General features: G+C 43.0%; 13 protein-coding genes and 1 other annotated feature. All 13 genes read left to right on the forward strand.

What is annotated here, in order from left to right:
• The first annotated feature begins 363 nt into the window (after positions 1 to 363).
• A complete protein-coding gene (gene thrS, locus LG003_RS00765; RefSeq protein WP_112875724.1) occupies positions 364 to 2,292 on the forward strand; it encodes a threonine--tRNA ligase in 1,929 nt (642 codons plus the stop codon).
• Between the two features lie 3 nt (positions 2,293 to 2,295).
• Positions 2,296 to 2,835, forward strand: coding sequence for a translation initiation factor IF-3 (infC, locus tag LG003_RS00770; protein ID WP_112875725.1), 540 nt, complete (start codon positions 2,296 to 2,298; stop codon positions 2,833 to 2,835).
• Between the two features lie 97 nt (positions 2,836 to 2,932).
• Positions 2,933 to 3,130 (forward strand): 50S ribosomal protein L35, encoded by a 198-nt coding sequence (gene rpmI, locus LG003_RS00775; RefSeq protein WP_011146889.1) that lies wholly within the window; start codon positions 2,933 to 2,935, stop codon positions 3,128 to 3,130.
• Between the two features lie 41 nt (positions 3,131 to 3,171).
• Complete coding sequence (gene rplT / locus LG003_RS00780; protein ID WP_011146888.1) at positions 3,172 to 3,528, forward strand: 50S ribosomal protein L20; 357 nt, start codon at positions 3,172 to 3,174, stop codon at positions 3,526 to 3,528.
• Between the two features lie 104 nt (positions 3,529 to 3,632).
• Positions 3,633 to 3,757, forward strand: a sequence feature (Phe leader region).
• 212 nt (positions 3,758 to 3,969) lie between these two features.
• The gene (gene pheS / locus LG003_RS00785) at positions 3,970 to 4,953 is read left to right on the forward strand and encodes a phenylalanine--tRNA ligase subunit alpha (RefSeq protein ID WP_262979969.1); all 984 of its coding nucleotides are present in this window, start codon (positions 3,970 to 3,972) and stop codon (positions 4,951 to 4,953) included.
• Between the two features lie 15 nt (positions 4,954 to 4,968).
• A complete protein-coding gene (gene pheT, locus LG003_RS00790) occupies positions 4,969 to 7,356 on the forward strand; it encodes a phenylalanine--tRNA ligase subunit beta (RefSeq protein WP_262979970.1) in 2,388 nt (795 codons plus the stop codon).
• A 4-nt stretch (positions 7,357 to 7,360) separates the two neighbouring features.
• A complete protein-coding gene (gene ihfA, locus LG003_RS00795; protein ID WP_011146885.1) occupies positions 7,361 to 7,657 on the forward strand; it encodes an integration host factor subunit alpha in 297 nt (98 codons plus the stop codon).
• Positions 7,658 to 7,722: 65 nt separating this feature from the next.
• The gene (gene btuC / locus LG003_RS00800) at positions 7,723 to 8,730 is read left to right on the forward strand and encodes a vitamin B12 ABC transporter permease BtuC (RefSeq protein ID WP_262979971.1); all 1,008 of its coding nucleotides are present in this window, start codon (positions 7,723 to 7,725) and stop codon (positions 8,728 to 8,730) included.
• Between the two features lie 34 nt (positions 8,731 to 8,764).
• Positions 8,765 to 9,517, forward strand: a complete 753-nt coding sequence (gene btuD, locus LG003_RS00805; protein ID WP_112875901.1) for a vitamin B12 ABC transporter ATP-binding protein BtuD — start codon at positions 8,765 to 8,767, stop codon at positions 9,515 to 9,517.
• A 137-nt stretch (positions 9,518 to 9,654) separates the two neighbouring features.
• On the forward strand, positions 9,655 to 10,800 hold the full coding sequence (gene arnB / locus LG003_RS00810; RefSeq protein WP_262979972.1) for a UDP-4-amino-4-deoxy-L-arabinose aminotransferase: 1,146 nt from the start codon (positions 9,655 to 9,657) through the stop codon (positions 10,798 to 10,800).
• Positions 10,801 to 11,778 (forward strand): undecaprenyl-phosphate 4-deoxy-4-formamido-L-arabinose transferase, encoded by a 978-nt coding sequence (gene arnC / locus LG003_RS00815; RefSeq protein WP_262979973.1) that lies wholly within the window; start codon positions 10,801 to 10,803, stop codon positions 11,776 to 11,778.
• Positions 11,779 to 13,761: a bifunctional UDP-4-amino-4-deoxy-L-arabinose formyltransferase/UDP-glucuronic acid oxidase ArnA gene (gene arnA, locus LG003_RS00820; RefSeq protein WP_262979974.1), complete on the forward strand. Its 1,983-nt coding sequence runs from the start codon at positions 11,779 to 11,781 to the stop codon at positions 13,759 to 13,761.
• Complete coding sequence (gene arnD, locus LG003_RS00825; RefSeq protein WP_112875732.1) at positions 13,761 to 14,654, forward strand: 4-deoxy-4-formamido-L-arabinose-phosphoundecaprenol deformylase; 894 nt, start codon at positions 13,761 to 13,763, stop codon at positions 14,652 to 14,654. Before arnA ends, arnD begins: the two co-directional genes overlap by 1 nt.
• Positions 14,655 to 14,661: the final 7 nt, after the last annotated feature.

The following is a 14,661-nucleotide window of genomic DNA, read 5'->3' on the forward strand; positions in this document are numbered from 1 at the left end:
GGGTTGTAACGAAGAGGTTCAGTAATGGCTTAAATAGACTAAAACGATCCTGTATCCGTATGATAATCTGGCATATATAACTTATGCCGGGTTTTTCTATATATGTCTTGATTAGATGGATTCGACTAATAAATGCAAATGATTTTACCCATACTAAACATCGCCGTGACCTGACTGGTTGTTGGTGGTATATTTTCGCGGTGTTTCGGTATTGAAGGTAATCACTTTTTACATTGTGTACCAATTTTAGTACCAAACTTTAATGGATTGACGAGATAATAATTTAAATCGTTATTTTAGTTGAATATCAAACTCCTTCAAGTGACCTTTCGTGTGGGTCACCACTGTAGATAAGGATTTTAAATGCCTGTTGTTACTCTTCCTGACGGTAGCCAACGCCAGTTTGATCATGCCGTTTCTGTAATGGATGTTGCCTGTGATATTGGTCCGGGTTTAGCGAAAGCATGTATTGCTGGCCGCGTAAATGGTGAGCTAGTGGATGCTTGTGAATTAATCGATTCAGATGCCAATCTTGCCATCATCACCAGTAAAGATGATGCAGGGCTGGAAATTATCCGCCATTCATGCGCTCATCTGTTAGGCCATGCAATTAAACAATTATGGCCAGATACTAAAATGGCTATCGGTCCAATTATTGATAATGGTTTTTACTATGATGTTGATCTTGGTCGTGCTCTGACGCAGGAAGATATTGAACTGCTTGAAAAGCGGATGTTGGAACTTGCCAAAAAAGACTATGACGTCATCAAGAAAAAAGTGAACTGGCAAGAAGCTCGTGATACCTTCGTTGCTCGTGGTGAGGATTATAAAGTACAAATTTTGGATGAAAACATCAGTCGAGATGATCGTCCTGGTCTCTATAATCATGAAGAATATATTGATATGTGCCGTGGCCCACATGTGCCAAATATGCGTTTCTGCCATCATTTTAAATTGCAGAAAGTCGCAGGGGCATATTGGCGTGGTGATAGCAACAATAAAATGTTGCAGCGGATATACGGTACTGCGTGGGCTGATAAGAAACAGCTCAATACTTATCTGCAACGTTTGGAAGAAGCGGCCAAACGTGACCATCGTAAAATTGGTAAACAATTAGATCTTTACCACATGCAGGAAGAAGCTCCAGGTATGGCATTCTGGCATAATGATGGTTGGACTATTTTCCGTGAGCTGGAAACTTTTGTCCGGACCAAACTGAAAGAATATCAATATCAGGAAGTTAAAGGTCCGTTTATGATGGACCGTGTCATGTGGGAGAGAACGGGTCACTGGGAAAACTACGGTGAGCATATGTTTACCACTTCTTCAGAGAACCGTGAATATTGCGTTAAGCCGATGAACTGCCCAGGGCATATTCAGATTTTTAACCAAGGCTTAAAATCTTACCGTGATTTACCGTTACGTATGGCTGAGTTCGGTAGTTGTCACCGTAATGAACCATCAGGGGCATTACATGGTTTGATGCGGGTTCGTGGTTTTACTCAGGATGATGCTCATATCTTCTGTACAGAAGAGCAAATTCACCGGGAAGTCAGCAATTGCATTAAGATGGTGTATGACGTTTACAGCACTTTTGGTTTTGAAAAGATCATAGTTAAGCTGTCAACCCGCCCGGAAAAGCGCATTGGTACTGAAGAACAATGGAATCAAGCGGAAGACGCTTTGGCGGCAGCACTACAAGAAAATGGCGTGCAATTTGAATATCAGCCAGGTGAAGGTGCCTTCTACGGACCGAAAATTGAATTTACTTTGCATGATTGTTTGGATCGTGCGTGGCAATGTGGTACTGTGCAACTCGATTTTTCACTACCAGGTCGTTTGAATGCATCCTACGTAGGTGAAAATAATGAACGTAAAGTTCCTGTAATGATTCACCGTGCGGTTCTGGGTTCACTGGAACGGTTTATCGGCATCCTAACTGAGGAGTATGCGGGTTTCTTCCCAACATGGATTGCTCCACAGCAGGTAGTGGTGATGAATATCACCGATAGCCAGGCTGATTATGTACAGGAATTAGTAAAAAAGTTTCAAGATGCTGGCATTCGTGCAAAAGCAGACTTGAGAAACGAGAAGATTGGCTTTAAAATCCGTGAACACACTCTACGTCGTGTTCCCTACATGCTTGTCTGTGGTGAAAAAGAGGTCGAATCAGGGAAAGTTTCCGTTCGTACCCGCCGTGGTAAAGATTTGGGTAGCATTGATGTTAACGAGTTCATCGAAAAACTGCTTATAGAAATACGCAGTCGTAATCTTCATCAATTGGAGGAATAAGGTATTAAAGGCGGAAAAAGAATTCAAACAGCGCGTCCTAATCGCATTAATGGAGAAATTCGCGCTTCTGAAGTTCGTTTAACAGGTTTAGATGGCGAACAGATTGGCATTGTCAGTCTGAGGGAAGCTCTTGAAAAAGCTGAGGAAGCGGGTGTTGATTTAGTTGAAATCAGCCCGAATGCCGAGCCGCCGGTTTGCCGTATTATGGATTACGGCAAGTTCCTCTATGAGAAGAGTAAGTCGATCAAAGAGCAGAAGAAAAAACAAAAAGTTATTCAGGTTAAGGAAATTAAATTCCGTCCTGGTACAGATGAAGGCGACTATCAGGTCAAACTACGCAACCTGGTTCGTTTTCTGGAAGATGGCGATAAAGCCAAAATCACCCTGCGTTTCCGTGGGCGTGAAATGGCACACCAACAGATTGGTATCGAAATGCTTAACCGCATTCGCGACGATCTGGATGAATTGGCGGTAGTCGAATCCTTCCCTTCGAAGATTGAAGGCCGTCAGATGATAATGGTGCTCGCTCCTAAGAAGAAATAGTTAGGCAATCAAGTAATAAGCTCCAGTCGGTTCATCTGGTTGGGGCTTGTTCGCCTGATTAATTCATTGTAATTCACAATGCGAAGTGGAAATTAAAATGCCAAAGATTAAAACAGTACGCGGCGCCGCTAAACGTTTTAAAAAAACTGCAAGTGGCGGTTTTAAGCGTAAGCGCGCTAACCTTCGTCACATTCTGACTAAGAAATCAACCAAGCGTAAACGTCATTTACGTCCAAAGGGCATGGTCTCCAAAGGTGATCTGGGCCTGGTTGTTGCTTGCTTGCCGTACGCATAAGCAATTTTTAGATTAGAACTCAGAGACGATAGGAGAAGTATATGGCTCGCGTAAAACGTGGTGTTGTCGCCCGTGCACGTCACAAGAAAATTTTAAAGCAAGCGAAAGGTTACTACGGTGCCCGTTCGCGCGTTTACCGTGTTGCCTTTCAGGCAGTAATTAAAGCAGGGCAGTACGCTTACCGTGACCGTCGTCAGCGTAAACGTCAGTTCCGTCAACTGTGGATTGCACGTATCAACGCTGCTGCACGTCAGAATGGTTTGTCTTACAGCCGTTTCATCGATGGTCTGAAAAAAGCCTCTATTGAAATCGACCGTAAGATCCTGGCTGACATCGCTGTGTTTGACAAAGTGGCATTTGCTGCTTTAGTTGAAAAAGCGAAGAGCGCTCTGGCATAAGTTAGAGTAGTAAGAGGGGGGCATGCTCCCTCTTTTACTTTGTTGTCAGATGTAGCTTACGAGAGAGAGTCGTTGCCAAAAAAGAGTTTTACTCTGAGAGAACTAACATTATGTCTTTAGCTTTTTTTCGCATCTTTTTTTACTTTAGCACCTGAATTCAGGGGGCTTTGCGCGTAAGAAAAGAAACGAAAAGTAGCGCCTGAGCCTCCGTTGTGGAGGCTTTTTTGTTTTTATGACAGTAAAAACAGAAATAGGTATACCCTATGGATTTCAAGGTGCTTCGCGACGGCAAGGGAGCGAATCCCCGGGAGCATAGGTAACTATGTGACCGGGGTGAGCGAGTGCAGCCAACAAAGAGGCAACTTGAAAGATAACGGGTATATATAGAGGTCATTAACGATCATTACTAGCAGGCCGTTAGGCCGAAGGAAGAGGAAAACGATGCCACATCTCGCTGAACTGGTTGCAAACGCAAGAGCAGCCATAGAAGATGCCCAGGATGTTGCTGCGTTGGATTTGGTGCGTGTTGAATATTTAGGCAAAAAAGGCCATTTAACTCTCCAAATGTCATCGCTGCGTGATCTGCCGGTCGAAGAGCGCCCAGCAGCAGGGGCGGTTATTAATCAGGCTAAGCAAGAAGTCCAGGAAGCTCTAAATATCCGTAAAGAAAAACTGGAGACTGACCTTCTGAACTTCCGTTTAGCAGCGGAAAAGATTGATGTATCATTGCCGGGTCGCCGTATGGAAAATGGTGGACTACATCCGGTTAACCGCACAATAGAGCGTATTGAGACTTTCTTTGGTGAATTAGGGTTTTCTGTAGAATCAGGCCCTGAGATTGAAGATGATTATCATAATTTCGATGCGCTGAATATTCCTGCTCACCATCCTGCACGTGCTGATCATGATACTTTCTGGTTTGATGCCAAGCGTTTGTTGCGTACTCAGACTTCAGGTGTTCAGGTTAGAACTATGCACAGTCAACAGCCGCCAATTCGCGTCATTGCACCGGGGCGCGTGTATCGTAATGACTACGATCAGACACACACGCCCATGTTCCATCAGGTGGAAGGTTTGATTATTGATCGTGATATCAGTTTTACCAACCTGAAAGGAACGTTGCACGATTTCCTGACTAACTTTTTTGAAGAAGATTTGCAGGTTCGTTTCCGACCTTCTTACTTTCCATTTACAGAACCTTCGGCGGAAGTTGATATAATGGGTAAAAACGGCAAATGGCTGGAAGTGTTGGGTTGCGGTATGGTTCATCCTAATGTATTGCATAATGTTGGCCTTGATCCTGAAATTTATTCTGGTTTTGCTTTCGGCATGGGAGTGGAGCGTCTGACAATGTTACGTTACGGTGTAACTGATTTGCGCGCGTTCTTCGAAAATAATCTGCGTTTTCTCAAACAGTTTAAATAAGGGCGGGAATATCTCATGAAATTCAGTGAACTCTGGTTACGCGAATGGGTAAATCCAGCCATTAGCAGTGAAACATTATCTGATCAAATTACCATGATAGGTCTGGAAGTTGATGGCGTTGAAGCCGTTGCCGGTCAATTTCATGGTGTGGTTGTCGGTGAAGTTGTTCAATGTGCTCAGCATCCAAATGCAGATAAGCTACGGGTAACAAAAGTGAATGTAGGCGGTGGACGACTGCTGGACATTGTTTGTGGTGCGCCAAATTGCCGCTTGGGGTTGAAAGTTGCAGTAGCAACCGTGGGTGCTGTATTACCGGGTGATTTCAAAATCAAGGCGGCAAAACTGCGAGGTGAGCCTTCTGAAGGGATGTTATGTTCTTTTTCTGAACTGGGTATTTCTGAGGATCACGACGGTATTATTGAATTGCCAATTGATGCTCCTTTAGGTGTTGATCTGCGTGAATATCTGAAGCTGGATGATAAGGTCATTGAAATTAGTGTTACGCCTAATCGCGCTGACTGCCTAAGTATTATAGGGGTTGCGCGTGATGTGGCGGTTGCTAATAAAATGCCACTATCTGAGCCACAAATTGAGGCAGTAAAACCGACAACAGATGCTATTTTCCCTATTCGTGTTGAAGCAACAGAAGCTTGTCCACGTTACCTGGGACGGGTAATTAAAAACATTAATGTGAAAGCGGCAACACCACAATGGATGCGTGAAAAATTACGTCGTGGTGGTATCCGTTCCATCGACCCGATTGTCGATGTGACTAACTATGTATTGCTTGAATTAGGCCAACCATTGCATGCGTTTGATTTGGAGCGCTTGAATGGCTCAATCACTGTGCGCATGGCGAAGCAGGATGAAAAATTGGTGCTGCTGGATGGTACAGAAGCCAATCTTTCTACTGATACCCTAGTTATTTCTGATGAAAAACAAGCTGTTGCAATGGCTGGTATTTTTGGCGGTGAACATTCAGGTGTGAATGAAGAAACGCAAAATATTTTACTTGAGTGCGCATTTTTTGCTCCTTTAGCGATTGCTGGCCGTGCTCGTCGTTATGGTTTACACACTGATGCTTCTCACCGTTATGAACGTGGAGTTGATCCTCAGTTACAACACAAAGCAATAGAGAGAACAACTCAATTGTTGATTGATATTTGTGGTGGTGAAGCCGGCCCGATTATTGATGTTACTGATGAATCTCAATTGCCTCAATCTGCGACAATCACATTGCGTCGTGAAAAACTGGATCGTTTGATTGGTCACTATATACCTGATGAACAGGTTGGTGACATCCTGACCCACTTAGGTTGCAAAGTCACTATTCAGGAAAATTGTTGGCAAGCGGTTGCACCAAGCTGGCGTTTTGATGTGGAGATTGAAGAAGATCTGGTGGAAGAGGTTGCCCGTATCTACGGTTACAACAATATTCCAGATGTACCGATGCACGCAGATCTTATCATGAAAAAACATCGTGAAGCGGATCTTTCCCTGCAACGTGTTAAAACGATGCTCGTTGATAGAGGTTATCAAGAAGCAATTACTTATAGCTTTGTTGATCCCAAAACTCAGGCACTGTTACATCCACAGCAACAAGCGTTGATGCTGCCTAACCCAATTTCAGCGGATATGTCAGCAATGCGTTTATCTCTGCTGACTGGTTTGTTAACAACGGTGGTATATAACCAGAACCGCCAGCAAAACCGTGTGCGCTTGTTTGAAACTGGCTTGTGTTTTGTTCCTGATGAAAATGCTGATCAGGGTATTCGTCAGGAGCTGATGCTAGGGGGGGTTATTACAGGAAATCGCTTTGAAGAGCATTGGTCACTGGAAAAACAGTCCGTTGATTTCTTCGATATGAAAGGCGATTTGGAAGCCGTTCTAGAGTTAACTGGAAAATTATCTAAGATTTCTTTTAGAGCAGATGTAAATCCGGCGTTGCACCCAGGTCAAAGCGCCGGGATTTATTTGGAAAATGAATACATCGGATATATTGGTGTGGTTCACCCAGAATTGGAACGCAAACTTGACTTAAATGGCTGCACCGTGGTATTCGAAGTACTCTGGAACAAGCTGGCAAGCCGCGTGGTTCCTGATGCGAAAGAGATTTCACGTTTCCCGTCAAACCGTCGTGATATTGCGATCGTGGTGCCTGAAAATGTTGCTGTAGAAGATGTTTTGGCTGAATGCAAGAAAGTTGGCGTAAATCATATAGTTGGCATAAACTTGTTTGACGTGTATTGTGGTAAAGGTGTAGCAGAGGGTCATAAGAGCCTTGCTATAAGTTTTATCTTGCAGGATACCGCGCGTACACTGGAAGAAGAAGAGATTGCTGCGACGATTAATAAATGTGTTGCAGTGCTGAAACAGCGATTCCAAGCATCCTTGAGGGACTGAACTTATGGCGCTTACTAAAGCTGAAATGTCAGAAAATCTGTTTGAGAAACTGGGAATTAGCAAGCGTGATGCTAAAGATCTGGTTGAATTATTCTTTGAAGAAGTGCGTCGTTCTTTGGAGAATGGTGAGCAGGTAAAATTGTCTGGATTTGGCAACTTTGATTTACGGGATAAAAACCAACGTCCGGGACGTAACCCTAAGACTGGTGAGGACATTCCGATTACAGCTCGCCGAGTAGTGACATTCCGTCCTGGTCAGAAGTTAAAAAGCAGGGTTGAGAAAGCCACACCTAAAGAATAATCAAAAAGGCCGCATCAATAGCGGCCTTTTTCTTAAATGATCCTCCCTCATGAGCTTGATTTACCATGCAATCCACTCATTCCATCACTGAATTAGTGACTCGTCAGAAAAGACATGATTATCGTTTTCTGGCAATTCTCACGTGTTTATTTTTACTCGTTTTTTTTCTCTCGCTTTGTGCTGGGGAAAATTGGATCTGGCCTAATAAATGGTTTTCTGAAACAGGTCAATTGTTTGTGTGGCAGTTACGTTTTCCTCGTGTATTAGCTGTCGTTGCTGTAGGTGCGAGCCTGACTGTGGCGGGTGCAGTAATGCAGGCACTGTTTGAAAATCCGTTGGCGGAACCTGGGCTATTGGGGGTCAGTAATGGTGCTGGCGTGGTGGTGGTGTTTTTGGTGTTGATGTTTCATGGCATTGCGCCGTTCTGGTTATTAAGTATTGGCGCTGTGCTCGGTGCGCTGACCGTCACAATGATATTGCTGACCTTTTCAAGAAATCGTTATCTGAATAATGCCCGTTTGTTGTTGGTAGGGGTTGCTTTTGGTGTTGTCTCTGGTGCGTTAATGACCTGGATGGTTTATTTTAGTACTAGCCTGGACTTGCGTCAGCTAATGTATTGGATGATGGGGAGTTTCAGTGGAATAGACTGGCGGCAGCAATGGTTGGTAGTCGCTTTGTTTCCTTTGATTATTTGGTTGAGCAGACAAGGAAAAGTACTTAATTTTCTTTCACTGGGAGAAACACAGGCCCAACAGCTAGGTATCTCACTTTATTATTGGCGTAATTTATTTGTTTTTGCTGTTGGGTTGTTGGTAGGGTTAAGTGTTGCACTTGCTGGAACAATTAGCTTTATTGGTTTGGTTATTCCACATATTTTGCGTTTATGCGGCCTAACAGATTATAAAACTCTACTGCCTGCCTGTGTTCTATCCGGCGGTTATGGATTATTGCTGGCTGATCTGCTATCTCGTCTTAGCTTGAATAATGCAGAAGTACCGATTGGCGTTGTGACTGCAACATTGGGTGTGCCAGTCTTCATTTGGTTATTATTGAGGGTCAGAGACTGGAGTTAAAAAAGTGAATAATGTGCAAGTGACTAATCAGTTGATGGCTCTCAATCAGGTATCAGTACGAAACCGATTAATGCCGCTGACAGCGTTGGTACAACAAGGTGAACAGATACATATCATTGGGCCGAATGGTTCAGGAAAAAGTACACTATTGGCCTGTATGGCCGGTATTTTACCCTATAGTGGTGCAATTGATTTGCAACAAAAGTGCCTTAGTCAATATAGTCACTGCCAATTAGCACGCTACAGAGCATGGCTTAGCCAGCAAATTTCTTCTGTGCCAATAATGCCGGTTTTTCAATATTTGCGACTGCATTTAGCAGCCCATCTTGTTAATTGTGACGGTGTGTTGTCAGAACTCTGTTCCTTTTTTAAGTTGGGAAAGTTTCTAGAGACACCTGTAGGCAATCTATCTGGTGGTGAATGGCAAAGGGTGCGATTAACCGGAGTTTTTTTACAAGTCTGGCCATCAATCAATTCGGAAGGCAAATTATTGCTCTTGGATGAGCCTACGAATAATCTTGATATCACTCAGGTCGCGGCACTTGATCTGTTGATAAAGAAATTCTGTGAACTCGGAGGAACCGTAGTCATGAGTGGTCATGATCTCAATCATAGCTATGATAAAGCTGATCGGATCTGGTTGCTTGCTAATGGATCACTGGTTGCGAATGGAAAGCCGGATGAGGTAATGAAAGAAAATACGCTCTCCAGAGTTTTTGCCGCTGATATCAAATGTGTGCCAGAAAAGACAGATAAATATTGGCGGGTTTTTTTGCCTGAATTATAGTCCAGCCTTATGTACGTACCTGCCGTGAATCTATTGTAATTTCCACTTAATTTGCTAAATCATACCTGTGTTTACGATTCGTTCAAATATAGTCATCTAATATATCGTTATATTATGAATGAATTGGACTGTGTTTTATGGATAGTTTTCTTCCATTTTCTCGTCCTGCGATGGGTGATGAAGAAATTCAGGCAGTAGAGAAAGTTCTTCGTTCGGGGTGGATTACAACAGGCCCGCAAAATCATCAATTGGAACAGGACTTTTGCCGCATGTTTGGTTGCAAACATGCGGTTGCTTTGGCCTCGGCGACGGCGGGTATGCATCTGACACTAATGGCACTGGGAATTGGCCCTGGTGATGAAGTGATTACACCGTCTCAAACTTGGGTTTCCACAATAAATATGATCTGTTTGCTTGGTGCTGAACCAATCATGATTGATGTTGATCGTCATACTTTAATGGTTGACGCGCAGACAGTGAAAAAGGCGATTACTTCCAGAACCAAAGCGATTATTCCGGTTCACTATGCCGGTGCGCCTTGTGATTTAGATATATTGCGTGGAATTGCTCAGGAGGCGGGTATTCCATTGATTGAAGACGCTGCTCATGCATTAGGAACCCGTTATAAGAATGAATGGATTGGTGAGCATGGCACCGCGATTTTCTCTTTTCATGCCATAAAAAATGCCACTTGTGCAGAAGGGGGGTTAATTGCTACTGATAACAATGAACTTGTTGAACGAATTCGATGTCTAAAGTTTCATGGATTGGGTATTGATGCTTTTGATCGTCAGACTCAAGGCAGGAGACCACAGGCGGAAGTTGTAGAACCGGGTTACAAATATAATTTATCTGATATTCACGCTGCGATTGCTGTCGTGCAATTAAGTAAATTGGAATCAATGAATATTCGCCGCCGGCAAATTGTCGCTCGTTATTCAGCGGCATTAAAAGATTCGCCTTTGCAGATGTTAAGTGTGCCCGATTATGAGCATATTCATGCACATCATCTATTTATGGTGCGGGTTAATAAGGATGTTTGTGGCATTGATCGCGACACATTAATGGAACGTTTGAAAAATAAGAATATTGGCACAGGTTTGCATTTCAGAGCTGCACATACACAAAAATATTATCGGGATCGGTATCCGCAGTTGTCATTACCTGAATCAGAATGGAATTCAGTAACACTCTGTTCATTGCCACTCTTTCCTGATATGAGTGATGATGATGTAGATCGTGTCATTGATGCTTTACAAGAAATTATTTCGGAGCACAGATAAGTGTCATTTGAACAAATTAAAAAAGTTTCTGTGGTTATTCCAATTTATAACGAAGAAGAAAGTTTGCCTCTTTTATTGGAAAGAACCTTAGCAACCTGTAAACAATTGACTCAGGAATATGAGCTTATTCTGGTTGATGATGGTAGTAGTGATAAATCTGCGGAAATTCTGATTCAGGCCGCGGAACAACCTGAAAGTCATATTATCGCAATTTTACTTAATCGTAATTATGGTCAGCATTCAGCGATTATGGCGGGGTTTAATCAGGTCAATGGCGATTTAGTTATTACGCTTGATGCTGATTTACAGAATCCGCCAGAAGAGATCCCCCGTCTTGTTAAAACAGCTGAACAAGGTTATGACGTTGTGGGTACTCGCCGAGCTAATCGGCAGGATTCTCTGTTCCGTAAAACAGCTTCAAAAATCATCAATGCGATGATTACTAAGGCAACAGGCCGTTCTATGGGTGATTATGGCTGTATGCTCCGTGCCTATCGTCGCCATATTGTTGAAGCCATGTTGCAGTGCCATGAGCGCAGCACCTTTATTCCTATTCTGGCAAACACTTTTGCCCGTAAAACCATTGAGATTGATGTCGCTCATGCAGAGCGTGAATTTGGTGATTCCAAATATAGTTTCATGAAGCTGATTAATCTGATGTATGACTTGCTAACCTGCCTGACAACAGCACCTTTGCGTTTACTGAGCGTGGTAGGAAGTGTGATTGCAGTTTCTGGTTTTTTGCTGGCTGTATTATTGATGGTTTTACGTCTGATTTTCGGTGCCATATGGGCAGCAGAAGGGGTATTTACTCTGTTTGCTCTCCTTTTCATATTTATTGGCGCGCAGTTCGTCGCGATGGGCTTATTAGGTGAATACATAGGCCGTATCTATAACGATGTTCGTGCACGCCCACGTTATTTTATTCAAAAAGTGGTCGGAGATAAAAAGACCAACGACAACCAGGAAGAGTACTAAATGAAAGCAATTGTATTTGCCTATCATGATATCGGCTGTGTCGGGATCAATGCTTTAATTAAAGCGGGTTTTGATATTCAGGCGGTATTTACCCATACAGATGATCCTAATGAAAACCATTTTTTCTCTTCTGTTGCCCGTTTAAGTGCAGATTTGGCCCTGCCGGTTTTTGCGCCAGAGAATGTTAACCATCCTCTTTGGATTGAACGTATCCGGGAACTGAAACCTGATGTGATTTTCTCTTTTTATTACCGAGATATGTTGAGTGAAGATATTTTATCGCTGGCGAGCACAGGTGCATTCAATCTGCACGGTTCACTGTTGCCAAAATACCGTGGCCGTGCCCCGATTAACTGGGCGATTTTGAATGGTGAAGTGGAAACAGGTGTAACCCTGCATAAAATGGTGTTGAAACCTGATGCAGGGGATATTATTGCTCAGCATAAGGTTGCTATTGCAGAGACAGATACCGCGTTGACTTTGCACGGTAAAATTCGTGAAGCAGCGGAAAAACTGTTTAATCAAGTATTACCGCAGATCAAAGCGGGAATTTATCCTGCCATACCTCAAGATGAAAGTCAGGCAACTTACTTTGGGCGTCGTACTGCCGCGGATGGTGAGATTGACTGGCGCAAATCAGCCACTGAAATTAACAATCTTGTCAGGGCAGTAACTGAGCCATATCCTGGGGCATTTACTTTCTTAGGTGAGCGTAAGATTACTATCTGGCGTGCCTGCCCGTTGAATGAGGCGCATGACAAACAGCCGGGAACAGTATTATCGGTAGATCCGTTAATTATTGCCTGTGGAAAAGGTACGTTAGAAATTATCAATGGGCAAAGTGAATCGGGTTTGTATGTTCAGGGCTATCGCTTGGCAGTAGATATGAGCATGGTGACTGATATCCGTGTTGGCCCAAAGGCAACCACTCAAATTAACCACCGGAAATGTGTATTAATTCTCGGTGTGAATGGCTTCATCGGTAATCATCTAACAGAACGTCTATTACGTGATGGCAACTATGATATTTATGGTATGGATATCGGTTCTTCCGCCATTGAGCGTTTTATTGGTAATCCGCGTTTTCACTTCATTGAAGGTGATATCAATATCCATACTGAATGGATTGAATATCACATTAAAAAGTGTGATGTCGTTTTGCCATTGGTAGCCATTGCGACTCCAATTGAATATACCCGTAATCCGTTGCGTGTATTTGAATTGGATTTTGAAGAGAATCTAAAGATTGTCCGTTATTGCGTTAAATACAATAAAAGAATTATATTCCCGTCCACATCAGAAGTTTATGGAATGTGTGATGATAAAGAATTTGATGAAGATGACTCTCGTCTGATTGTTGGTCCAATCAATAAACAACGTTGGATCTATTCTGTATCAAAACAATTGCTGGATCGTGTTATCTGGGCATATGGTGAGAAAGAGGGGCTCAAATTCACACTATTTCGTCCATTTAACTGGATGGGGCCACGTTTGGATAATTTGAACTCCGCACGTATTGGCAGTTCCAGAGCGATCACACAATTAATATTGAACTTAGTTGAAGGCTCACCGATCAAACTAGTAGATGGTGGCGAACAGAAACGCTGTTTTACTGATATTAATGATGGTATTGAGGCGCTGTTCCGTATTATTGAAAACCGAGATGGGCTATGTGACGGTCAAATTATCAATATTGGTAATCCAACTAATGAAGCCAGTATTCGCCAATTGGCAGAAATATTACTTGATAGCTTTGAAAACCATGAATTGAGAGATCATTTTCCTCCGTTTGCTGGATTTAAAAAGATTGAAAGTGGCAGTTACTACGGTAAAGGTTATCAGGATGTTGAACACCGTAAGCCAAGTATTAAAAATGCGGAGCGGTTACTAGGTTGGAAACCAACCATTGACATGAAACAGACGATAAATGAAACACTGGATTTCTTCTTGCGTGGTGAAGTGGAAGAATTAGGGAAAAATTAATGAAACAAATTGGCTTGAGAGTTGATGTGGATACTTATCGAGGAACCGTTGAAGGAGTACCGAAACTGCTCAAAATTTTGGCAAAACATCAGATTCAGGCCAGTTTTTTCTTTAGTGTTGGGCCGGATAATATGGGGCGCCATTTGTGGCGTCTTTTACGGCCAAAATTCTTATGGAAAATGTTGAGGTCAAATGCAGCATCTCTGTATGGTCTTGATATTTTACTGGCGGGGACTGCATGGCCGGGTAAGAAGATTGCTAAAGATTTAGGCTACTTGATGAAACAAACGCTGAATGCAGGCCATGAAGTGGGTCTGCATGCCTGGGATCATCAGCGTTGGCAGGCGAAAGTTGGCCGTTGGTCTGAAGCTCAGTTAACAGAGCAGGTTAAATTGGGAGTGGATGCATTGGTTCAGGCAATCGGCCAACGGGTAACGTGTTCTGCTGTTGCGGGTTGGCGGGCTGATGAACGCGTACTCGCGGTAAAGCAACAGTTTGGTTTTGACTACAACAGCGATTGTCGGGGAACTCATCCATTCAGACCCATCTTGCCTGATGGTACTCTTGGTACCGTACAAATTCCGGTGACGTTGCCAACTTATGACGAAGTGATAGGAATTCAGGTTAAAGATGAAGATTTTAACCAGTTTATCTTTGATAAAATGAAAAACAGCCAGGGAGTTCCGGTATATACCATCCATACGGAAGTTGAAGGGATGTCCAAGTCCACAGAATTTGCAACGCTGTTGGAAATGGTTCATCAGGAAAACATACAATTTTGTGCATTGAGTCATCTGCTGCCTGAAAATATACAGCGACTTCCTGTTGGGAGAATTGTTCGTTCTGAATTTCCCGGTAGAGAAGGGTGGTTAGGATGCCAACAAGAGGCTTAACTTATCT

The organism is Photorhabdus kleinii, assembly GCF_025384885.1.
Lineage (GTDB): Bacteria > Pseudomonadota > Gammaproteobacteria > Enterobacterales > Enterobacteriaceae > Photorhabdus > Photorhabdus kayaii.